Genomic DNA, 20893 nt, shown 5'->3' with positions numbered 1-20893 from the left:
CGCGGAACCAAGCGACCGCAGACCTCAACGGAGACGACTGTCATGACCGAGAGCACCACCATCCGCTGGGAGCAGGACGACACCGGTGTCGTCACCCTCGTCCTGGATGACCCCAATCAGTCCGCGAACACCATGAACCAGGCGTTCCGCGACTCCCTCGCCGCGATCACCGACCGGCTGGAGGCCGAGCGGGACTCGATCCGCGGCATCATCTTCACCTCGGCGAAGAAGACCTTCTTCGCCGGCGGCGACCTGCGCGACCTGATCCGGGTCACGCCCGAGACCGCACAGGAGCTGTTCGACGGCGGACTCGCCATCAAGCGGAACCTGCGCCGCATCGAGACCCTCGGCAAGCCGGTCGTCGCCGCCATCAACGGCGCGGCCCTCGGCGGCGGTTTCGAACTGGCCCTCGCCTGCCACCACCGGGTCGCCCTCGACACCTCCGGCACCAAGATCGGCTGCCCCGAGGTCACCCTCGGCCTGCTCCCCGGCGGCGGCGGAGTCGTCCGCACCGTCCGGTTGCTGGGCATCGCGGACGCCCTGCTGAAGGTGCTCCTCCAGGGCCAGCAGTACAACGCGCGGCGCGCCCAGGAGAACGGCCTCGTCCACGAGGTCGCCGCCACCCCCGAGGAACTCCTCGCCAAGGCCCGCGCGTTCATCGACGCCCACCCCGAGTCCCAGCAGCCCTGGGACAAGCCGGGCTACAAGATCCCCGGCGGCACCCCGGCCAACCCGAAGTTCGCCGCGAACCTGCCCGCCTTCCCGGCCAGCCTGCGCAAACAGACGAACGGCGCCCCCTACCCCGCGCCGCGCAACATCCTCGCCGCCGCCGTCGAGGGTTCCCAGGTCGACTTCGAGACCGCCCAGGTCATCGAGGCCCGCTACTTCGTGGAGCTGGCCGCCGGACAGACCTCGAAGAACATGATCCAGGCGTTCTTCTTCGACCTCCAGGCGGTCAACTCCGGCGCCAACCGCCCGAAGGGCATCGAGCCCCGCCAGGTCCGCAAGGTGGCCGTCCTCGGCGCCGGCATGATGGGCGCCGGCATCGCCTACGCGTGCGCCCGCGCGGGCATCGACGTCGTGCTCAAGGACGTCTCCCTGGAGGCGGCCGTCAAGGGCAAGGGCTACTCGGAGAAGCTGTGCGCCAAGGCCGTCGCCAAGGGCCGCACCAGCCAGGAGAAGGCGGACGCGCTGCTGGCCCGGATCACCCCCACCGCCGAGGCGGCCGACCTCGCGGGCTGTGACGCGGTCATCGAGGCCGTGTTCGAGGACACCGCCCTCAAGCACAAGGTGTTCCAGGAGATCGAGCAGGTCGTCGCCCCCGACGCGCTGCTGTGCTCCAACACCTCCACGCTGCCCATCACCACGCTCGCCGAGGGCGTGCAGCGCCAGGCCGACTTCATCGGGCTGCACTTCTTCTCGCCGGTCGACAAGATGCCGCTGGTCGAGATCATCAGGGGTGAGCGCACCGGTGACGAGGCGCTCGCACGCGCCTTCGACCTGGTCCGGCAGATCAACAAGACGCCGATCGTCGTCAACGACTCGCGCGGTTTCTTCACCTCCCGGGTGATCGGCCACTTCATCAACGAGGGCGTCGCCATGGTCGGCGAGGGCGTCGAGCCCGCCTCCGTGGAGCAGGCCGCCGCCCAGGCCGGCTACCCGGCCAAGGTGCTCTCCCTCATGGACGAGCTGACCCTCACCCTGCCCCGCAAGATCCGGGGCGAGACCAAGCGGGCCGTGGAGGAGGCCGGCGGCACCTGGACGGCGCACCCGGCGGAGGCGGTCATCGACCGCATGGTGGACGAGTTCGGCCGCACCGGCCGCAGCGGCGGCGCCGGCTTCTACGACTACACGGAGGACGGCAAGCGGGCCGGGCTCTGGCCGGGGCTGCGCGAGCACTTCACCAAGCCGGGGTACGAGATCCCGTTCCGGGACATGCAGGAGCGCATGCTCTTCGCCGAGGCGCTCGACACCGTACGGCTCCTGGAGGAGGGCGTCCTCACCTCCGTCGCCGACGCCAACATCGGCTCGATCTTCGGGATCGGCTTCCCGGGCTGGACCGGCGGTGTGCTCCAGTACATCAACGGCTACGAAGGGGGCCTGCCCGGATTCGTGGCCCGCGCGCGCGAGCTGGCCGAGCGCTACGGCGAGCGGTTCACCCCGCCCGCGCTGCTCGTGGCGAAGGCGGAGAAGGGGGAGCCGTTCAGCGACTCAGCCCGCTCCTGAGCCTCCGGCCGTTCCCGGGCCGGTGACCCACTCGCTCAGCTCCTCCCGCAGCGAGCGCTGGAAGGTGGTCAGCAGCGCCTGCACCACCAGGGGGTGCATGTGCGCCGACAGGGACTTCACGTCCCGGGCGTCACGCTCCTCCACCTCGCCGCGGAAGAGCTGGGAGAGTTCGTGAGCCGCGGCGCGCGAGTGCTCCACGAGCACCTTGCGCGCCGCGAGGATCGCCTCCTGCGACAGCGGTACGTCGAGGAGCTGGACGCCGAGCCGGAGCAGCCCGGCGTCCACCCGGAAGCCGTCCCCGTCACCCGGCACGACGACGTTCATCGCGGCGAGCCGCTCCACGTCCTCCTCGTCGAGCGGGCGGCCCGCCCGCCGCTCCAGCTCCCGCCGCGACACCGTCTCCACGGCGTCCGGCGCCCAGGACGCGACCACCGCGCGGTGGATGGCCAGATCGTGCGGGCTGAGGTCCGCGGGCAGCTGCCGCAGATACCGCTCGATCGCCGCCAGGGTCATGCCCTGCTGCTGCAGCTCCTCGATGAGCGCCAGGCGTGCCACGTGCCCGGGGCCGTAGTGCCCCACCCGGCGCGGACCGATCACCGGCGGCGGGAGCAGCCCCTTGCTGCCGTAGAAGCGGACGGTGCGGACGGTGACGCCCGCCCGCGCGGCCAGCTCGTCGATGGTGAGGGGCGTCTCCTCGGTCCCGGTCGTCATGCACAGCAGTATCGCTGTCTCACCAATGGTGTGAAACCCGGGGCGAACCCGTGCTGACCATGTGAGAAGAACCGCTCTGTGACGTGGACCACCGCATATCCGCCGATTCCTCTGGGAAGCTGCGGCCTTGGTCTGTGCCGCAACACGAGGGTGGTGCGGGCCGAGACCTGCACGTACCCCGGACCCACGAGGTCCGGGCGCACCAGGAAGTGGAACCACCCGTGAGCAAGGAAGCCGTGGAATCGGCACCGGCCACCACCCACCCGCAGGTGGCCCAGACGCCCGCGGACGCGGGCGACGCCGGTTACAGCAAGGACCTCAAGGCCCGCCACGTCAACATGATCGCCATCGGTGGCGCCATCGGCACCGGACTCCTCCTGGGCGCCGGCGGCCGCCTGCACAACGCCGGACCGGCACTCGCCCTGGCCTACCTGGTCTGCGGCGTCTTCGCCTTCTTCGTCGTCCGGGCCCTGGGCGAGCTGGTCCTGTACCGGCCGTCCTCCGGGTCCTTCGTGTCCTACGCACGTGAGTTCCTCGGCGAGAAGGGCGCCTACGTCGCCGGCTGGATGTACTTCCTGAACTGGTCGACCACCGGCATCGCCGACATCACCGCGATCGCGCTCTACACGCACTACTGGAGCATGTTCACCAGCATTCCCCAGTGGGTGCTCGCCCTGATCGCCCTCGCGGTGGTCCTGGCCGTGAACCTGATCTCGGTGAAGATCTTCGGTGAGATGGAGTTCTGGTTCGCGATCATCAAGGTCGCCACCATCGTCGGCTTCATGCTGATCAGCATTTTCCTGCTCGCCACCCAGCACAAGGTCGGCGGCCACACCCCCGGTCTGAGCGTCATCACCGACAACGGCGGACTCTTCCCGCACGGCATGATGCCGGTCGTCCTGGTCATGCAGGGCGTGATCTTCGCCTACGCCGCCCTGGAGCTGGTCGGCGTCGCCGCCGGCGAGACCGCCGAGCCGGAGAAGGTCGTCCCCCGCGCGGTGAACTCGATCATGTGGCGCGTGGGCCTGTTCTACGTCGGCTCGGTCGTGCTGCTCGCCCTGCTGCTGCCCGGTTCGGTGTACTCCGCCGACCAGAGCCCGTTCGTGACCGTGCTGTCCAAGATCGGCGTGCCGGCGGCCGGTGACGTGATGAACCTGGTCGTGCTGACCGCCGCCATGTCCTCGCTCAACTCCGGCCTGTACTCCACCGGCCGCATCCTGCGTTCGATGGCCATGGCCGGTTCGGCGCCGAAGTTCACCGCCCGCATGAACCGCAGCCAGGTGCCCTACGGCGGCATCCTGCTGACCTGCGCGGTCTGCGTCCTCGGCGTCGGCCTGAACTACCTGGTGCCCAGCCAGGCCTTCGAGATCGTGCTGAACGTCGCCTCGCTCGGCATCATCAGCACCTGGGTGATCATCATGGTCTGCCACATGATCTTCGTCCGCCGCGCCCGCGCGGGCCTCACGACCCGGCCGCACTTCCAGCTGAAGTTCAGCCCGGTCACGGAGATCGCCACGATCGTGTTCCTGCTGGTCTGCCTCGGCATGATGTGGAACGACCCCGACGTCGGCCGGAAGACCATCCTGCTGATCCCGGTGATCGCCGTCATGCTGGTCGCCGGCTGGTTCGGTGTGCGCCGCCGCGTGTCGCAAAGCACCGACCAGGAGCTGACCGAGCTGACGAAGTAGCAGCTCAGCGCCACTGTCAGTGGCATCGCCTACGGTGGCGTCATGTCGGAGATCACGTATGTCCGGGGTGACGCCACCGTGCCGTCGGTGAAGGGCGTCAAGGTGATCGCCCATGTCTGCAACGACATCGGCGGCTGGGGGAAGGGCTTCGTGCTGGCCCTGTCCCGACGCTGGCCCGAGCCGGAGGCGGCGTACCGCGCCTGGCACCGCGACCGCGCGAGGAACGACTTCGGTCTGGGCGCGGTGCAGCTGGTGCGGGTCGACCCGCACGTCTGGGTGGCCAACATGATCGGCCAGCGGGGGACCAGAACCGGCAGCAAGGGCGTCCCCGTGCGCTACGAGGCGATCGACACCGCCCTGGGCCGCCTCGCCGGCGAAGTGATCGAACTCGGCGCGTCCGTGCACATGCCCCGCATAGGCTGCGGCCTGGCAGGGGGCAAGTGGTCCCGTGTGGAGCCGCTCGTCACCGAGAGGCTCGTCGAGCGAGGGATCGCCGTGACGGTGTACGACCACGGGGAGGACGGCGGATGACCAGGGAAGCGGACGCGGCCGAGGTGCTGGTGCTGGGCGGGGCCGGGGTGGACACGATCATCCATGTCCCCGAGCTGCCCCTGCCCTACGCCGACAGTTACTTGATCGACTCCGGGATCCGCACCCGCGCCGGGCAGACCGGCGACTTCGTCGCCCTGGGGCTGGCCGCGCTCGGCCTGCGCACCCACCACCTCGACCTGCTCGGCGACGACCCCGAGGGCGACCTCGTCCGCGCCCTGCACGACGAGCACGGCATCGCCCTCACCGCGCTCCCGCAGCCCGCCGGGACCAGGCGGGCGGTCAACCTCGTCGGCCCGGACGGCCGCCGCCTGTCGCTCTACGACACCAGCCGCGCCCACCCCGACGACCGCTTCCCGGAGGCCACCGTGCGCACGCTGGCCGCCGCGAGTCGGCACGTGCACGTGACGATCACCCAGCCGTGCGCCCACGCCCTGCCCGTCCTGCGGGAGACCGGCGTGCCGCTCTCCACGGACCTGCACGACTGGGACGGCGAGAACCCGTACCACGAGCCGTTCGCGTACGCGGCCGACGTCGTCTTCCTGTCGGCCGCCGCCCTCGCCGACCCCGAGCGGACCATGCGGCGCATCGCCGAGCGGGGCCGCGCGGAGACCGTCGTCGCCACCGCCGGAGCGGAAGGCGCCTATCTGCTCGCCGACGGCGAGCTGACCCGGATACCGGCGGCGGACCCTCCCACGCCGGTGGTCGACTCCAACGGCGCGGGCGACGCCTTCGCCGCCGCGTTCCTCTACGGCCGGCTCAGCGGCGAGCCGCCCGAGCGGTGCGCCCGGTACGGAGCTGTCGCGGGCGCCTACGCGTGCACCGTCCCGGCCGCCCGCGCGGACGCGATAGGCCGGGACGAGCTGCTGCGGCAGGCGGCCGTGCCGAGCCGCTGAGGCACCAGGGCGCCGAGGCGCCCCGGCCTCAGCGGCCCTGGCCGGGTCAGTGCCCGTGCACCTCGTTCGTCGCCTCGATCTTCTTCCACGACTTCGGCTGCGCCACCGCCGTACCCGTCTTCACCAGGGCACGGACCGACGGCGCCGCCGGCTTCTCCGGCTGGAACAGCCAGGTGTCGAACAGCGCGGACAGCGGCTTGCCGGACACCTGCTCGGCGTACTTCTGGAAGTCGGCCACCGAGGCGTTGCCGTAGGCGTGCTCCTTCGGCCAGCCCTTCAGGATCGCGAAGAACGCGTCGTCACCGATCTCGTTGCGCAGCGCCTGGATGGCGAGGGCGCCCCGGTCGTAGACGGCGCCGCTGAACTGCTCGTCCGGACCCGGGTCACCCGGCTTCACGGTCCAGAAGGCGTCGTCGGCCGGGTGCGAGGCGTACACGTAGTCGGCGAGTTGCTGCGCGGTGCCCTCACCCTCGTGCTCGGACCACAGCCACTGCGCGTACCGGGCGAAGCCCTCGTTGATCCAGATGTCCTTCCAGCCCTTCAGCGACACGTAGTCGCCGTACCACTGGTGGGCCAGCTCGTGCACGACCACGGAGGTGTTGGAGCCGTTCGCGAACTGCCTCGGGCTGTAGTAGATCCGGGTCTGCGTCTCCAGGGCGTACCCGGTGGTGGTGTTCGGCACGTAGCCGCCCGCGGTGCTGAACGGATACGGCCCGAAGTAGCCGCTCAGCCAGTCCACGATCTCCCCGGTGCGCTCCACGCTGGCCCGCGCGGCCCCGTCGGTGTCGCCGAGGTCCTTGCTGTAGGCGTTGATGACGGGCACCCCGCCGTCGGAGGTGCCGGTGGTGATGTCGAACTTCCCGAGCGCGAGCGTGGCCAGATAGGTGGCCTGCGGCTTGTTCTGCCGCCAGTTGTAGCGGGTCCAGCCCAGCTTCGAAACGGTGGACTGGAGCGTGCCGTTGGAGAGGGCCTGGGTGCCGTCCGGCACGGACACCGACACGTCGTAGGTGGCCTTGTCGGTCGGGTGGTCGTTGCTCGGGAACCACCACCAGGCGGCCTCGGGCTCGTTGGCGGCCACGCCCCCGTCGGGCGTGCGGTGCCAGGAGGTGAAGCCGTAGGCGCTCTTCGTCGACGGCACCCCGCTGTAGCGGACCACCACCGTGACCGGCGTCCCCTTGGCCAGCGGCGTCTTCGGGGTGACGACCAGTTCGTGCTCGCCGGACGTGGTGAAGGACGCCTTGGCGCCGTTGACCCGGACCTCGCTCACGTCCAGCAGGAAGTCCAGGTCGAAGCGGGACAGGTCCTGGGTGGTCTTCGCCAGGATCGTCGCCGTGCCCTGCAACTCGTCCGTCTTCGGCTGGTACTGCAGCCTCAGGTCGTAGTGGGAGACGTCGTAGCCGCCATTGCCGTAGTTCGGGTAGTAGGGGTCGCCGATGCCCGGTGCGCCGGGGGTGTAGCTCGCGGCCGATGCCGGGATCGCCAGCAGGACGGAGGCCGCCGCCAGTGCGCCCGGCGCGATGATTCTGCGGTGCACGTCAGCTCCAAGTCATCGGGACTGCAAGTCCGTTCGGAGAACTCTGTTCGGAGCCTATTCAGTCCCTGTGGCCTCTGACCTGTCCATGGCCACTGCTGTCACACGATCGCCATTCAGCCGTCACGCGTCCCGGAGAGCCCTCTTTTGCACGGCAGTTGGCCGGAGTACGGTCCGCGCATGCCGAAACGAACGCGCTCCACGATCTGGAGACCGCTCGCCGCAGCCGCCGTCGCCGCGCTGACGGCCGTCTTCCTCACCCCGGCCGCGGCCCAGGCCACGCCCCGGGAGAGCCGCCCCGTCTACTCCTACGCCGACGCCGTCCGCGAGTCCGTCTGGGTGGACACCGGCCTCGACGAGGACGGTGACGGCAGGACCGACCGCGTCGCCGCCGACATCGTCCGCCCCGCCGAACCTGCCCGGCAGGGCCGCAAGGTGCCGGTCATCATGGACGCAAGCCCCTACTACTCCTGCTGCGGGCGCGGCAACGAGAGCCAGCGCAAGACGTACGACGCCGAGGGCCGTGTCGTCCAGATGCCGCTGTTCTACGACAACTACTTTGTGCCCCGCGGCTACGCCTTCGTCGGCGTCGACCTCGCCGGCACCAACCGCTCCGACGGCTGCGTCGACGTCGGCGGCCGCTCCGACATCCAGTCCGCCAAGGCCGTCATCGACTGGCTGAACGGCCGCGCCAGGGCGTACAGCAGCCGCACCGGCGGCACCCCGGTGAAGGCCGGCTGGACCAACGGCCGCACCGGCATGATCGGCAAGAGCTGGGACGGCACCATCGCCAACGGCGTCGCCGCCACCGGCGTCAAAGGGCTGAGGACCATCGTCCCGATCAGCGCCATCTCCTCCTGGTACGACTACTACTTCGCACAGGGCGCCCCGCTCTACGACGGCGGCCCCGACGAACTGGCCGGCTACGTCGAGAGCGCCGACGCGCAGGCCCACTGCGCGGCCGTCCAGCGGAAGCTCGCCGACGGCAGCCCGCGCAGCGGCGACTGGACACCGCTGTGGAGCGAGCGGGACTACGTCAAGGACGTGGCGAAGGTGCGCGCCAGCGTGTTCCTGGTGCACGGCATGCAGGACCTCAACGTCCGCACCAAGCACGTCGGCCAGTGGTGGGACGCGCTCGCCCGCAACGGCGTGGAGCGCAAGATCTGGCTGTCCCAGACCGGTCACGTCGACCCGTTCGACTACCGGCGCGGCGCCTGGGTCGACACGCTGCACCGCTGGTTCGACCACGAACTCCTCGGCTACGACAACGGCATCGACCGCGAGCCGATGGCCGACATCGAACGCCACCCCGACCAGTGGGCCACCTCCGCCGCCTGGCCCCCGCACGGCACCCGCACCGCCGTCCTGCACCCGGCCGCCGGCAGCCAGGCCGGCGTCGGCACGCTCGGCCTGCGGCGGGCCGCCGGCACCGAGAGCTTCACGGACGACCCGGCGCTCAGCGAGACCGACTGGGCCGCGCACCTCACCACGTCCACACCGGAGAAGGCCGGTTTCCTCACGGCACCGCTCACCCGGGACCTGCGGCTGGCCGGTTCCTCCACGGTGACGGTCACCGCGACCCCGACGACCGCCTCCGCCCACCTGTCCGCCGTCCTGGTCGACGTCGGCCCGGACACCATCCGCGACTACGCCGACCGGGCCGAGGGCATCACCACCCTCACCGACCGCACCTGCTGGGGCGAGAGCACGGCCGGGGACAGCGCCTGCTTCAAGGAGACCCGGGCGAAGACGGCCGCCGTCGGCTACACCGTGGTCAGCCGCGGCTGGGCCGACCTCGGTCACCACGCCTGGCCGGCAGACGGTGTCCCGCTCACCCCGGGCCGCGCGTACACCATCACCCTGGACCTCGCGGCCACCGACCACGTCGTCCCCGCGGGGCACCGCCTGGCGCTGATCGTCGCCGGCACGGACAAGGACCTTATCGATCCTCCGTCCACCCGGCCGACGCTCACCGTGGACCTGTCCCGTACGACGGCGAAGCTCCCGCTGGTGGGCGGCGCGGCAGCGTTCGCCCGCGCCACGGCCGGCCACGCGGCGGCCCCTGCGCCGACGGTCCTGAACGGCGTCCCCGCACCGCGACTCCAGCACGTACCGGTGGGCTGAAACGCCGGCTCCGGGTGGCTGTGCCTGGTGTCCGGCCGCAGGGCGGCGTGGGCTGGTCGTGCGCACCCGGCGGAGCCGCACACCGGCACAGCCGTCACAGTTCCCGGCGCCCCTGGGCGGAGGCTCAGGGCGTGGGGAACGCCAGGGCGGACGCCTCCCCGGCGCAGCCCCAGGCCACGGTGATGCCGGCGCCGCCGTGGCCGTAGTTGTGGACCAGCACGCGGCCGTCCGGGAGGGGCTGTCGCGCCAGGCGTACCGCCTCGCGGGCGGGCCGCAGGCCCACCCGGTGGGCCAGCACCCGCGCGCCGGCGATCTCCGGGCGGACGGCCGCGCAGCGGCTGATGATCGCCGTGGCGGTGTCCGGGTCCGGCTCCAGGGACCAGTCGTCCTCCTCGGCCGTGCCGCCCAGCAGCAGCCGGCCCGGCTGCGGGATGAAGTAGGTGGAGGCGGCCGAGGAGTGGTCGACGGAGGTGTACCAGCTGGTGACGCCGGGGTTCTCCACCACGACCAGCTGGCCGCGCACCGGACGCACCGCCGGGTCCGGCACCAGGGAGCGGGCACCGAGGCCCGTGCAGTTGACCACCACGGCGGCGGGTACGGCGGCCAGGTCGGTCACCTCACGGACCTCCACCGTGCCTCCCGCCTTCCCCAGCCGCTTCCGCAGCCAGGCCAGATGCACCGGCATGTCGATCACCGGCAGCCGCGCCGCCAGCCCCTCGGCCACCGCCCGCAGCCCCGGCACCCGGCCCGCCCACGTGCCCAGTCCGTCCAGCCGCATCCCGTGGTGCACGCCCCCGACCAGGCGCACGCCCGTCTCCTCCGGCCGGTCCGCCAGCTCCTCGTACACACCGAGGGAGGCCAGCGCCCACGCACCGGCCAGCCGCTCCGGTTCGATGCGGTACGGCCACCACAGGCCGCCGGCGACCGCCGAGGTCGTCCGCTCGGCCGGCTCCCGCGCCCACACACGCACCCGCCGCCCCGACTCGGCCAGCAGCACGGCCGTCGTCAGCCCGGCGATACCGCCTCCGACCACGATGACTTCGTCTCTCGGCTCACTGTCCACGCCAGGACGATAGGCCCTGCGCGGCCCGCGAGCGGGTGCCCGCCGCCACTAGGATCGGCGTTCTTATGACTGCCACCCTCGTTGTCAAGAACCTCGCCGCCGGGCACGGCGACCGCGCCCTGTTCTCCGGGCTGGACCTGGTCGTCGCACCCGGCGATGTGATCGGGCTGGTCGGCGCCAACGGCGCGGGCAAGTCGACCCTGCTGCGGATGCTCGCCGGGCTCACCCCGCCCGAGCAGGGCGAGCTCCGGCTGTCCCCGCCGACCGCGACCGTCGGCCATCTGCCCCAGGAGCCGGAGCGTCGGCCGGGCGAGACCGTCCGGGGGTTCCTGGCCCGCCGTACCGGGGTCGCCGAGGCCCAGCGGGTCATGGACGAGACGACCCAGGCGCTGGTCGACGGCGCGCCCGGCGCCGACGACGCCTACGCCGCCGCCCTGGAGCGATGGCTCGGCCTGGGCGGCGCCGACCTGGACGAGCGCGCGGAGGAGGTCGCCGACTCCCTCGGTCTGGCCGTCGACCTGGACCACCCGATGACCACCCTCTCCGGCGGCCAGGCGGCCCGCGCCGGCCTGGCCTCCCTGCTGCTGTCCCGCTACGACGTCTTCCTCCTGGACGAGCCCACCAACGACCTGGACCTGGACGGCCTGGAGCGGCTGGAACGGTTCGTCACCGGTCTGCGCGCCGGCACGGTCGTCGTCAGCCACGACCGCGAGTTCCTCACCCGCACGGTCACCAAGGTGCTCGAACTCGACCTCGCCCAGGGGCAGATCAACCTCTACGGCGGCGGCTACGAGGGCTACCTGGAGGAGCGGGACGTAGCCCGCCGGCACGCCCGCGAGGAGTACGAGGAGTACGCCGACAAGAAGGCCGCCCTCCAGGACCGCGCCCAGATGCAGCGGGCCTGGATGGACAAGGGCGTGAAGAACGCCCGGCGCAAGGCGGGCAACGACAACGACAAGATCGGCCGCAAGTTCCGCAGCGAGTCCAGCGAGAAGCAGGCCGCGAAGGCCCGCCAGACCCAGCGCATGATCGAGCGCCTGGACGTCGTCGAGGAGCCGCGCAAGGAGTGGGAGCTGCGGATGGAGATCGCGTCCGCCCCGCGTTCCGGAGCGGTCGTGGCGACGCTGCGGGACGCGGAGGTGCGGCGCGGTGACTTCCGGCTCGGACCGGTGTCGCTGCAGATCGACTGGGCGGACCGGATCGCGGTCACCGGGGCCAACGGCGCCGGGAAGTCCACCCTGCTCGGCGCGCTGCTGGGCCGGGTCCCGCTGGACTCTGGCCACGCGGCCCTCGGTTCCGGGGTGCTGGTCGGCGAGGTCGACCAGGCCCGCAAGCTGTTCCACGGCACCGAGACCCTGCTCGACGCCTTCTGCGCGGCCGTCCCCGACACCGAGCCGGCCGAGGTCCGCACCCTGCTGGCCAAGTTCGGGCTGAAGTCCGGCCATGTGCTGCGGCCGGCCGCGACCCTCTCCCCGGGCGAGCGCACCCGCGCCGCGCTCGCCCTGCTCCAGGGCCGGGGCGTCAACCTGCTCGTCCTGGACGAGCCGACGAACCACCTGGACCTGCCGGCCATCGAACAGCTGGAGTCGGCCCTCGACGCCTACACGGGCACCCTGCTGCTGGTCACCCACGACCGCCGCATGCTGGACGCGGTCCGGGTGACCCGTCGCCTGGAGGTGGCGGACGGCAAGGTGACGGAGCGTTAGCCGGCGCGTGCGGCGGCTTCCTTCGCCGCCCGTTCGACCCGGGCGAGGTGTTCCGGGTCGTGGGGCGCCACGTTGAGGCCGTCGGGGCGCTGCCCCACGGCCCCGTCGACGAGTTCGCGCACGATGTCCGCGTGTCCGGCGTGCCGCTGGGTCTCGGCGACCATGTGGGTCAGCACCCGGTGCAGTGTCGTCCCACCCGGCGCACCGGGTGTCCGGCCGACCGCGTCCAGGGGGAGGGCGGCGATGGTCTCGTCGGCGTGGGCGCACGCCCGCCGGTACAGGCCGACGATGTCCTCGCGCGTCTCGTCGGCCCGTGCCCACAGGTCCGCGTCCGGCTCGGCGTCGCCCGTGATCCACAGGGGGGTGCCGGGGAAGGGCCGGCCGAAGGTCTGGCCGAAGTACAGCGCCTCGGCCCCCGCGAGATGCTTCACGAGGCCCAGCAGGTTGGTGCCGGTGGGCGTCAGGGGGCGCCGGACGTCGTACTCCGACAGGCCGTCGAGCTTCCAGAGCAGCACGTCACGGGCGTCCTGGAGATAGACCAGGAGGTCGTCCTTGGGATCCGTCATGAGCCAAGTCTGCGGGTCGGGTGATCATGCGTCACCGGAGTTTCCGGCGGCGGAACGGAGGCACCCTCCGGGGAGGAGGGTGCCACTCCAGCCGACCGCCGAAGGCCCGCAGGGTCAGCGCTTCTTCGGGTCCAGCAGTCCCGCGCGACGCAGCGCGTCCGCCATCGCGCTGTTGGCCGGTGCCGGGGCCTGCCGGCCGCCGCGGTCACCGCCGCCCCGGCCCTGCCGCTGGCCGCCGCCCTGTCGCTGGCCGCCACCCTGCCGCTGCTGGGGCGGACGGGCACCGCCGCCGCGCTGCTGCCGGCCGCCGCCCTGGCCCTGCGGCGCGGCCTCGTCGTCCAGACGCAGCGTCAACGCGATCCGCTTGCGCGGGATGTCGACGTCCAGGACCTTCACCTTGACGATGTCACCGGGCTTCACCACATCGCGCGGGTCCTTGACGAACGACTTCGACATCGCCGAGACGTGCACCAGACCGTCCTGGTGGACGCCGACGTCCACGAACGCGCCGAAGGCCGCCACGTTGGTGACCACACCCTCCAGGACCATCCCCGCGGACAGGTCGGAGATCTTCTCCACGCCCTCCTTGAAGGTCGCCGTCCGGAAGGCGGGACGCGGGTCGCGGCCCGGCTTCTCCAGCTCCTTCAGGATGTCGGTGACGGTCGGCAGACCGAAGGTGTCGTCCACGAAGTCGGCCGGCCGCAGTGAGCGCAGCACGCCCGTGTTGCCGATGAGGGACGCCACCTCCTGGCCCGTGGTCTTCACCATGCGGCGGACCACCGGGTAGGCCTCGGGGTGCACGCTGGAGGCGTCCAGCGGGTCGTCGCCGCCGCGGATGCGCAGGAAGCCCGCGCACTGCTCGTACGCCTTCGGGCCGAGCCGCGCCACCTTCTTCAGCTCCGAGCGGGACGTGAACGGACCGTTCTGGTCCCGGTGCGCGACGATGTTCTCGGCGAGCCCGGACGAGATGCCCGACACCCGCGCGAGGAGCGGCACGGACGCCGTGTTGACGTCCACGCCGACGCCGTTCACACAGTCCTCGACGACCGCGTCCAGCGAACGGGACAGCTTCACCTCGGACAGATCGTGCTGGTACTGGCCGACGCCGATCGACTTCGGGTCGATCTTCACCAGCTCGGCCAGCGGGTCCTGGAGCCGGCGCGCGATGGAGACGGCGCCGCGCAGCGACACGTCCATGTCCGGCAGCTCCTGCGAGGCGTACTGCGACGCGGAGTACACCGACGCGCCCGCCTCCGACACCATCACCTTGGTGAGCTTCAACTCCGGGTGCTTCGCGATGAGTTCACCGGCGAGCTTGTCGGTCTCCCGGGACGCCGTGCCGTTGCCGATCGCGATCAGCTCGACCGCGTGCCGCTCGGCGAGCCGCGCCAGCTTGGCGAGCGCCTCGTCCCACTTGTTCGCCGGGACGTGCGGGTAGACGACGTCCGTCGCCACCACCTTGCCGGTGGCGTCGACCACGGCCACCTTCACGCCCGTACGGAACCCGGGGTCCAGGCCCAGCGTCGCGCGCGTGCCGGCCGGGGCGGCCAGCAGCAGGTCGCGGAGGTTGGCCGCGAAGACGTTGACCGCCTCGTCCTCGGCGGCCGTACGCAGCCGCAGCCGCAGGTCGATGCCGAGGTGCACCAGGATGCGGGTGCGCCAGGCCCAGCGGACCGTGTCCGTCAGCCACTTGTCGGCGGGACGGCCGCGGTCCGCGATGCCGAACTTCGCGGCGACGATCCCCTCGTACGACGACGGGCCGTCCGTCGGCTCCTCGGGCTCCAGGACGAGGTCGAGCACCTCCTCCTTCTCGCCGCGCAGCATCGCCAGGATCCGGTGCGAGGGCAGTTCGGTGAACGGCTCGGCGAAGTCGAAGTAGTCGGCGAACTTGGCGCCCGCCTCCTCCTTGCCCTCCCGCACCTTCGCCGTCAGCCGCCCGCGCACCCACATGCGCTCGCGCAGCTCGCCGATCAGGTCGGCGTCCTCCGAGAACCGCTCGGTGAGGATCGCCCGCGCGCCGTCCAGCGCGGCCTGCGGATCGGCGACGCCCTTGTCCGCGTCCACGAACGCGGCGGCCGCGGCCAGCGGTTCGACCGTCGGGTCGCCCAGCAGTCCCTCCGCGAGCGGCTCCAGGCCGGCCTCGCGGGCGATCTGCGCCTTGGTGCGCCGCTTGGGCTTGTAGGGGAGGTAGACGTCCTCCAGGCGCGCCTTCGTCTCGGCGCCGCGGATCCGCGCCTCCAGCTCCTCGGTGAGCTTGCCCTGTTCGCGCACCGACTCCAGGATCGCGGTGCGCCGCTCCTCCAGCTCCCGCAGGTAGCGCAGCCGTTCCTCGATGGTGCGCAGCTGCGCGTCGTCGAGCATCTCGGTCGCTTCCTTGCGGTAGCGAGCGATGAAGGGCACCGTGGAGCCGCCGTCGAGCAGCTCCACCGCGGCCTTCACCTGCCGCTCCCGTACGCCGAGCTCCTCGGCGATCCTGCCTTCGATGGACCCTGCTCCGAGGGACCCGGGTGTGGTCACGATCCGGTACCGCCTTCTCCACTCAAGGTTGCGCGGCAATTGTGGCAGGTGACACCGACAACCGGGGATCAGGGCGGCACCCGGCGGGGCGCCGGGCCGGTCTCAGGCCCGGCTCCCGCGGGCGGAGGACGACGCTCCGCCGAACAGGCGGGCGAGCGCCCGGAAGGGGAGGGTGACCACGGTGGCGAGGGCGCCGCCGATCTGCCGCAGTACGTCTGCGAGGGCACGGAACACGGAAGGGTCTCCTTTCGTCGTGGCGTCCGCCACCGGGTACCTCGGGACGGCGGGGAAAACCCCGTGGCAGAAAAGGTGGGGAATCCGTCGTTGCTGCCACGCGCGGGGCCGCCCAGAATCGAGGCCATGACGCAGCGGACCGTCCTCGTCGCCGTCTTCGACGGCCTCCAGAGCCTCGATGTCACCGGCCCCACGGAGGTCTTCGCCGGTGCCGAGAAGCTCACCCCGGGGTCGTACCGGATCCGTACGGCCTCGGTGGACGGCGGGCCGGTGCGCACCTCCAGCGGGCTGACCCTCGTACCGGACGGATCCCTGGCGGACGCGGAGGATCCGCACACCCTGCTGGTCCCCGGCGGGGAGGGCACCCTCGATCCGGACCCGCGGCTGGTGGAGTGGCTGCGCGGGCGGGCCCCGCGGGCCCGGCGCCTGGTGTCCGTCTGTACCGGTGCGATCCCGCTGGCCCGGGCCGGACTCCTGGACGGCCGGCGGGTCACGACGCACTGGGCGTACTGCGACACGCTCGCCCGGGACCACCCCGCCGTCCGGGTCGACCCCGACCCGATCTTCGTGCGGGACGGGCACGTGGCCACCTCGGCCGGGGTGACCGCGGGGATCGACCTCGCCCTGGCACTGGTGGAGGAGGACCTGGGCCGGCAGGCCGCGCTGACCGTCGCCCGCCATCTCGTGGTGTTCCTGCGCAGGCCCGGCAACCAGGCCCAGTTCAGCGCCCAGCTGGCCGCCCAGACGGCCCGCCGTGAACCCCTGCGGGACGTCCAGCAGTGGATCACCGAGCATCCGGACGGCGACCTCGGCGTCGAGGCGCTGGCCGCCCGCGCCGCCCTCTCCCCGCGCCACTTCGCCCGCGCCTTCCAGGCCGAGACCGGTATGACACCCGGCCGGTACGTCGACCGGGTCCGCCTCGAACACGCCCGCCGCCTGCTGGAGGACACCGCCGACGGCGTCGAGGAGATCGCGCGGGCCAGCGGCTACGGCACGCCCGAGGCCATGCGCCGCGCGTTCGTCAGGTCGCTCGGCACACCCCCCACGGAATACCGCAGGCGCTTCCACCCGGCGCCCGCGCACTGACACCGACACCGACACCCGCACCGGACACCCGCACACACCCGCACCGGACATCCGCCCACAGAGAAGGGGCTCCCATGCAGATCGCCATGGTCGTCTACGACCGTTTCACCGCGCTGGACGCCGTCGGACCCTACGAGGTCCTCAGCCGGCTGCCCGACGCCGAGGTCGTCTTCGTCGCCGAGCGGCCCGGCCCCGTGCGCACCGACACGGGTTTCCTCGCCGTCACCGCGGACCGGGCGCTGCACGAGGTGACGCGCCCCGACATCGTCGTGGTCGCCGGAGGCCCCGGCACCCTCCCCCAGATGGAGAACCCGGCCCTCCTGGAGTGGCTGCGCGCCGTCGACGCGACGAGCACCTGGACGACCTCGGTCTGCTCGGGCTCGCTGCTGCTCGCCGCCGCGGGCCTGCTGAGGGGCCGGCGCGCCACCAGCCACTGGGGCGCCCTGGACGTGCTGGAGCAGTTCGGCGCCGAGCCGACGGGCGAACGGGTCGTCACCGACGGCAAGTACGTCACCGCGGCCGGCGTCTCCGCCGGCATCGACATGGGACTCACGCTGGTCGGCACCCTCGCCGGGGACGAACACGCCCAGACGGTCCAGCTGCTGGTCGAGTACGACCCGCAGCCGCCCTACGACGCCGGTTCGCCGCAGAAGGCGCCCGCGCACATCGTGGAGGGGTTCCCCACCCGCTTCAGCCTGACGTAGACACGCTCCATGTGAAGCGCGGCTGCCTGCGCTCCAGGAACGCGGCGACTCCCTCCGCGGTGTCGCCGCTGCCGCGCGCCTGCGCGGTCCAGTAGGCGTCCCGGTCGGTGCGGCCGCCGGCGAACTCCTTGGCGGCGGCCTGGGTGAGCTGCGAGCGGGACACCAGGACCCGGGTCAGCTCCGCGACCCGCTTGTCCAGCTCGCCCTCGGGCAGCACCTCGTCCACGAGACCGGTGCCCAGCGCCCGCCCGGCGTCGATCAACTCGGCCGTGAACAGCAGGTACTTGGCCGTGGACGGACCGACCAGGGACACCAGCCGGCGGGTCGAGGAGGCCGGGTAGACGACACCGAGCCGCGCCGGTGTCACCCCGAACAGCGCCCCCTCCTCCGCGAGCCGCAGATCGCAGGCCGCCGCCAGCTGAGCGCCGCCCCCCACGCAGTGGCCGCGCACCGCGGCGACGGTCGGCTTCGGGAACGCGGCCAGGGCCTCCTCGGCGGCCACCGCGAGGGCCTGGGCCTCCTCCGGTGAGCCCCGGAGGGTGGAGATGTCGGCGCCCGCGCAGAAGGTGCCGCCCTCGCCGGTCAGCACCAGCGCCCGTACCCCGGCGTCCCGGGCCAGGGCGTCCAGCAGCGGGGGCAGGGCCCGCCACATCGCGGTCGTCATGGCGTTGCGCTTGGCGGGATGACGGATCACCACGGTGGCGACGGAGTCGGTGACCTGGTGGGACAGCTGGGGCTCCATGCGGCGGATCGTAGCGGAGGGCGTTTCCCCGCCGGCAGGCCGAACCCGTACGGCCCGACTGCGAACCCGTACAACCCGACTAGTTCGGGAACCGGCGCACGGGGGACAGGAGCGGTCCCACCCGCGACCAGGTCATGCGCAGTCGGTCAGAAACCGTTCGATACCCGCCGACTTCTGTTCAGGTATCCGGGCCGGAGCGCATCTTTACCAACACTCGACGTGTGGTGACAATCGAGCGCGAGGGTGGCGACCGGACGATGGACGACCACGGGCGTGGGGACGGCCCGCGCCCAGCGGGGGGCGGCGGCGAACGACCGCCGGATCCACTGCCGTACGAAGGTGTCTGGCGCTTCACCGCGGCCGCGGTGGACGCCTCGGTCCCGCAGGCCCGGCACGCGGTGCGGGACCTGCTGCTGCGCCAGGGCGTGCCGGTCTCCGACGACCTGGTGCACGGCCTGCTGCTGATCGTCTCCGAGCTGGTCACCAACGCGGTCCGGCACGCGGCGCTGCTGTCGCCGGTGCTCGCCGTGGAGGTGGCCGTCGGAGCGGAGTGGGTGCGGGTGTCCGTGGAGGACAACCACCCCTACCGCCCGACCGCCCTGGAGGCCGACCACGGCCAGACCGGCGGCCGGGGTCTGCTCCTGGTCCGCGAGGTGGCCCGGGAGGCGGGCGGGGTGGTCGACGTGGAGCACACCGCGAGCGGCGGCAAGGTGATCTGGGCCGCCCTGCCGCTCAAGCCCGCCTCGGTGCCATAGCGCCTACCAGCCCGCGGACGGGCCCGTCAGTTCCCTGATCGCCGGGCGGGCCGCGTCCAGGACGGTCATGAACCAGGCCGAGAACGGGTCCCGGGCGTGCCGCTCGGCCAGCTCGGCCGCCGTCACGAAGGCGTACGCGGCGACCTCCTCGGGGTCCGGCGCGAGCGGTGCCTGCACCAGGCCGACGAACAGGTGGTTGAACTCCTGCTCCACCAGGCCCGAGGCGGGGTCCGGGTGGTTGTAGCGGACAGTGCCGGCCTCCGCGAGCAGCGACGGCGACACACCCAGCTCCTCGTGCGTGCGCCGGGCCGCCGCGGCGAACGGCGCCTCGCCCGGGTACGGATGACCGCAGCAGGTGTTGGACCACACACCGGGGGAGTGGTACTTGCCGAGGGCCCGCTGCTGGAGCAGCAGCCGGCCCTGTTCGTCGAAGAGGAACACCGAGAACGCCCGGTGCAGCTGCCCCGGCGGTTGATGGGCCGCGAGCTTCTCCGCCGTACCGATCGTCACACCCTTCTCGTCGACCAGTTCCAGCAAAATCGCCTCTGCGGTGCCCTCCGACGAGCTGTGCGTCGCGGTGGCAGGTGTGATCGGCATACCCATCCTTCGCCTCGGTCTTCGCACCCCAAGTCTGCCGTACGAATCCGGCACTCCCGGCACGTCCACGTGTCCGCGCGCGGCGCAGCGCCGGGAGTCGGACCCGGTAGATCATCGTGCCCGGCGCCGGTCGCCGGGAACCGTCCGGGGGTACGCCGAACGGCAGTGCGTGTCGTCAGTGGCACAGTCTCGCTTCGTGCTCCGCGTGGCCGCCCGGCTCCAGCTGGAAGGTGCAGTGCTCCACGTCGAAGTGGTCGCCCAGACAGCCCTGCAGCTCGTGCAGCATCTTCTCGTTGCCTATGGCGTTCAGCACCTCGGAGCTGACCACCACGTGCGCCGACAGCACCGGCATGCCCGAGGTGATCGTCCAGGCGTGCAGGTCGTGGACGTCCTCGACGCCGTCCAGCGCCAGGATGTGCGCCCGGACCTCCGCCATGTCGACGCCCTTGGGGGCCGCCTCCAGCAGCACGTCCAGCGTCTCGCGCAGCAGCTTCAGTGTCCGCGGCACGATCATCAGGCCGATGACCAGCGAGGCGACCGGGTCCGCCGCCTGCCATCCGGTGGCCAGGATCACCGCGGCCGAGATCAGCACCGCCACCGAGCCCAGCGCGTCCGCGGCCACCTCCAGGAAGGCGCCGCGCACGTTCAGGCTCTCCTTCTGACCGCGCATCAGCAGCACCAGCGAGACGGAGTTCGCGACCAGGCCGATCAGACCGAACACGACCATCAGGCCGCCCCGGGTCCCGGCGGGCTCCACGAACCGCTGGACCGCCTCGTACAGGACGTAGCCGCCGACCCCGAGCAGCAGCAGACAGTTGGCCAGGGCCGCCAGGATCTCGGCGCGGGCGTAGCCGAAGGTGCGGTTGGTGCTCGCCGGGCGCGCCGCGAAGTGGATCGCGAGCAGCGCCATGCCGAGGCCCACCGCGTCGGTCGCCATGTGCGCGGCGTCCGCGATCAGCGCGAGCGAGTCCGCGACCAGGCCGCCGATGATCTCCACCACCATGATCGTCAGCGTGATGCCCAGCGCGATCCGCAGCCGGCCCCGGTACGCGGCCGTGGCCGTACCCGGAGCCGGCGCGTGGGAGTGCGCGTGCCCGTGGTCGTGCCCTGCCCCCATGACTACCGCCTTCCGTGTGCCTGCCCGGAGGCCAGTGAACTACGGGTAGGGGGTATGAGGCAACGCGGCACTGAACACCGT

Annotated in this window: 18 protein-coding genes; 9 read left to right on the top strand and 9 right to left on the bottom strand. The window is 72.1% G+C overall.

The features are described from left to right. Nucleotides 1–42: 42 nt before the first annotated feature. Nucleotides 43–2226, top strand: coding sequence for a 3-hydroxyacyl-CoA dehydrogenase NAD-binding domain-containing protein (locus ACZ4U1_RS23835; protein WP_467905783.1), 2184 nt, complete (start codon nucleotides 43–45; stop codon nucleotides 2224–2226). Here the strand turns inward: ACZ4U1_RS23835 and ACZ4U1_RS23830 are convergent. Continuing rightward, the gene (locus ACZ4U1_RS23830) at nucleotides 2212–2937 is read right to left on the bottom strand and encodes a MerR family transcriptional regulator (protein WP_467905781.1); all 726 of its coding nucleotides are present in this window, start codon (nucleotides 2935–2937) and stop codon (nucleotides 2212–2214) included. The genes ACZ4U1_RS23835 and ACZ4U1_RS23830 overlap by 15 nt on opposite strands. 221 nt (nucleotides 2938–3158) lie before the next feature. Between ACZ4U1_RS23830 and ACZ4U1_RS23825 the strand changes: the two genes are divergently transcribed. The 3 genes from ACZ4U1_RS23825 to ACZ4U1_RS23815 are packed head-to-tail and all read left to right on the top strand — an operon-like array spanning nucleotide 3159 to nucleotide 6070. Continuing rightward, nucleotides 3159–4625: an amino acid permease gene (locus tag ACZ4U1_RS23825; protein ID WP_467905780.1), complete on the top strand. Its 1467-nt coding sequence runs from the start codon at nucleotides 3159–3161 to the stop codon at nucleotides 4623–4625. A 42-nt stretch (nucleotides 4626–4667) separates the two neighbouring features. Then, nucleotides 4668–5156, top strand: a complete 489-nt coding sequence (locus ACZ4U1_RS23820; RefSeq protein WP_467905778.1) for a macro domain-containing protein — start codon at nucleotides 4668–4670, stop codon at nucleotides 5154–5156. Further along, a complete protein-coding gene (locus tag ACZ4U1_RS23815; protein WP_467905777.1) occupies nucleotides 5153–6070 on the top strand; it encodes a PfkB family carbohydrate kinase in 918 nt (305 codons plus the stop codon). Before ACZ4U1_RS23820 ends, ACZ4U1_RS23815 begins: the two co-directional genes overlap by 4 nt. Nucleotides 6071–6116: 46 nt before the next feature. Here ACZ4U1_RS23815 and ACZ4U1_RS23810 read toward each other — a convergent pair whose 3' ends face one another. After that, nucleotides 6117–7604 (bottom strand): M1 family metallopeptidase, encoded by a 1488-nt coding sequence (locus ACZ4U1_RS23810; protein WP_467905776.1) that lies wholly within the window; start codon nucleotides 7602–7604, stop codon nucleotides 6117–6119. 177 nt (nucleotides 7605–7781) lie between these two features. On the opposite strand from ACZ4U1_RS23810, the gene ACZ4U1_RS23805 reads away from it, so the two are divergent. After that, the gene (locus ACZ4U1_RS23805) at nucleotides 7782–9725 is read left to right on the top strand and encodes a Xaa-Pro dipeptidyl-peptidase (RefSeq protein WP_467905775.1); all 1944 of its coding nucleotides are present in this window, start codon (nucleotides 7782–7784) and stop codon (nucleotides 9723–9725) included. A gap of 124 nt (nucleotides 9726–9849) precedes the next feature. Here ACZ4U1_RS23805 and ACZ4U1_RS23800 read toward each other — a convergent pair whose 3' ends face one another. Further along, nucleotides 9850–10788, bottom strand: coding sequence for an FAD-dependent oxidoreductase (locus tag ACZ4U1_RS23800; protein WP_467905773.1), 939 nt, complete (start codon nucleotides 10786–10788; stop codon nucleotides 9850–9852). A 65-nt stretch (nucleotides 10789–10853) separates the two neighbouring features. On the opposite strand from ACZ4U1_RS23800, the gene ACZ4U1_RS23795 reads away from it, so the two are divergent. Then, nucleotides 10854–12494, top strand: a complete 1641-nt coding sequence (locus ACZ4U1_RS23795; RefSeq protein ID WP_467905772.1) for an ABC-F family ATP-binding cassette domain-containing protein — start codon at nucleotides 10854–10856, stop codon at nucleotides 12492–12494. Here the strand turns inward: ACZ4U1_RS23795 and ACZ4U1_RS23790 are convergent. From ACZ4U1_RS23790 to ACZ4U1_RS23780, 3 genes are all read right to left on the bottom strand, one after another. Continuing rightward, nucleotides 12491–13060 (bottom strand): DinB family protein, encoded by a 570-nt coding sequence (locus ACZ4U1_RS23790; RefSeq protein ID WP_467905771.1) that lies wholly within the window; start codon nucleotides 13058–13060, stop codon nucleotides 12491–12493. The two genes, ACZ4U1_RS23795 and ACZ4U1_RS23790, sit on opposite strands and share 4 nt — an antisense overlap. A 114-nt stretch (nucleotides 13061–13174) precedes the next feature. Continuing rightward, nucleotides 13175–15577: a Tex family protein gene (locus tag ACZ4U1_RS23785; protein ID WP_467905769.1), complete on the bottom strand. Its 2403-nt coding sequence runs from the start codon at nucleotides 15575–15577 to the stop codon at nucleotides 13175–13177. A 102-nt stretch (nucleotides 15578–15679) separates the two neighbouring features. Then, nucleotides 15680–15811 carry an LPFR motif small protein gene (locus tag ACZ4U1_RS23780; RefSeq protein ID WP_268253080.1) on the bottom strand — a complete coding sequence of 44 codons (132 nt, stop codon included), beginning with the start codon at nucleotides 15809–15811 and terminating at the stop codon, nucleotides 15680–15682. A 126-nt stretch (nucleotides 15812–15937) separates the two neighbouring features. On the opposite strand from ACZ4U1_RS23780, the gene ACZ4U1_RS23775 reads away from it, so the two are divergent. Next, nucleotides 15938–16897 carry a GlxA family transcriptional regulator gene (locus ACZ4U1_RS23775; RefSeq protein WP_467905767.1) on the top strand — a complete coding sequence of 320 codons (960 nt, stop codon included), beginning with the start codon at nucleotides 15938–15940 and terminating at the stop codon, nucleotides 16895–16897. Between the two features lie 74 nt (nucleotides 16898–16971). Beyond that, nucleotides 16972–17601, top strand: a complete 630-nt coding sequence (locus ACZ4U1_RS23770; protein ID WP_467905765.1) for a DJ-1/PfpI family protein — start codon at nucleotides 16972–16974, stop codon at nucleotides 17599–17601. Here the strand turns inward: ACZ4U1_RS23770 and ACZ4U1_RS23765 are convergent. Next, a complete protein-coding gene (locus ACZ4U1_RS23765) occupies nucleotides 17588–18343 on the bottom strand; it encodes an enoyl-CoA hydratase/isomerase family protein (RefSeq protein ID WP_467905763.1) in 756 nt (251 codons plus the stop codon). The two genes, ACZ4U1_RS23770 and ACZ4U1_RS23765, sit on opposite strands and share 14 nt — an antisense overlap. A 257-nt stretch (nucleotides 18344–18600) precedes the next feature. Between ACZ4U1_RS23765 and ACZ4U1_RS23760 the strand changes: the two genes are divergently transcribed. Further along, nucleotides 18601–19098 (top strand): ATP-binding protein, encoded by a 498-nt coding sequence (locus tag ACZ4U1_RS23760; RefSeq protein WP_467906207.1) that lies wholly within the window; start codon nucleotides 18601–18603, stop codon nucleotides 19096–19098. A 3-nt stretch (nucleotides 19099–19101) separates the two neighbouring features. Here ACZ4U1_RS23760 and idi read toward each other — a convergent pair whose 3' ends face one another. Together idi and ACZ4U1_RS23750 are read right to left on the bottom strand one after the other, a co-directional pair. Next, a complete protein-coding gene (gene idi / locus ACZ4U1_RS23755) occupies nucleotides 19102–19695 on the bottom strand; it encodes an isopentenyl-diphosphate Delta-isomerase (protein WP_467905761.1) in 594 nt (197 codons plus the stop codon). Between the two features lie 175 nt (nucleotides 19696–19870). Next, the gene (locus ACZ4U1_RS23750; RefSeq protein WP_467905759.1) at nucleotides 19871–20812 is read right to left on the bottom strand and encodes a cation diffusion facilitator family transporter; all 942 of its coding nucleotides are present in this window, start codon (nucleotides 20810–20812) and stop codon (nucleotides 19871–19873) included. Nucleotides 20813–20893 lie beyond the last annotated feature (81 nt).

Source organism: Streptomyces sp. NPDC028928 (genome assembly GCF_055564915.1).
This window is presented reverse-complemented; position numbering and strand designations above follow the sequence as displayed.

What these genes read in the sequence shown, in the direction of transcription:
- ACZ4U1_RS23790 (WP_467905771.1), bottom strand. Translation starts at nt 13,060, where the DNA reads ATGACGGATCCCAAGGACGACCTCCTGGTCTATCTCCAGGACGCCCGT.
- ACZ4U1_RS23820 (WP_467905778.1), top strand. Translation starts at nt 4,668, where the DNA reads ATGTCGGAGATCACGTATGTCCGGGGTGACGCCACCGTGCCGTCGGTG.
- ACZ4U1_RS23795 (WP_467905772.1), top strand. Translation starts at nt 10,854, where the DNA reads ATGACTGCCACCCTCGTTGTCAAGAACCTCGCCGCCGGGCACGGCGAC.
- ACZ4U1_RS23765 (WP_467905763.1), bottom strand. Translation starts at nt 18,343, where the DNA reads ATGGAGCCCCAGCTGTCCCACCAGGTCACCGACTCCGTCGCCACCGTG.
- ACZ4U1_RS23815 (WP_467905777.1), top strand. Translation starts at nt 5,153, where the DNA reads ATGACCAGGGAAGCGGACGCGGCCGAGGTGCTGGTGCTGGGCGGGGCC.
- ACZ4U1_RS23775 (WP_467905767.1), top strand. Translation starts at nt 15,938, where the DNA reads ATGACGCAGCGGACCGTCCTCGTCGCCGTCTTCGACGGCCTCCAGAGC.
- ACZ4U1_RS23830 (WP_467905781.1), bottom strand. Translation starts at nt 2,937, where the DNA reads ATGACGACCGGGACCGAGGAGACGCCCCTCACCATCGACGAGCTGGCC.
- ACZ4U1_RS23805 (WP_467905775.1), top strand. Translation starts at nt 7,782, where the DNA reads ATGCCGAAACGAACGCGCTCCACGATCTGGAGACCGCTCGCCGCAGCC.
- ACZ4U1_RS23750 (WP_467905759.1), bottom strand. Translation starts at nt 20,812, where the DNA reads ATGGGGGCAGGGCACGACCACGGGCACGCGCACTCCCACGCGCCGGCT.
- ACZ4U1_RS23770 (WP_467905765.1), top strand. Translation starts at nt 16,972, where the DNA reads ATGCAGATCGCCATGGTCGTCTACGACCGTTTCACCGCGCTGGACGCC.
- ACZ4U1_RS23760 (WP_467906207.1), top strand. Translation starts at nt 18,601, where the DNA reads ATGGACGACCACGGGCGTGGGGACGGCCCGCGCCCAGCGGGGGGCGGC.
- ACZ4U1_RS23835 (WP_467905783.1), top strand. Translation starts at nt 43, where the DNA reads ATGACCGAGAGCACCACCATCCGCTGGGAGCAGGACGACACCGGTGTC.
- idi (WP_467905761.1), bottom strand. Translation starts at nt 19,695, where the DNA reads ATGCCGATCACACCTGCCACCGCGACGCACAGCTCGTCGGAGGGCACC.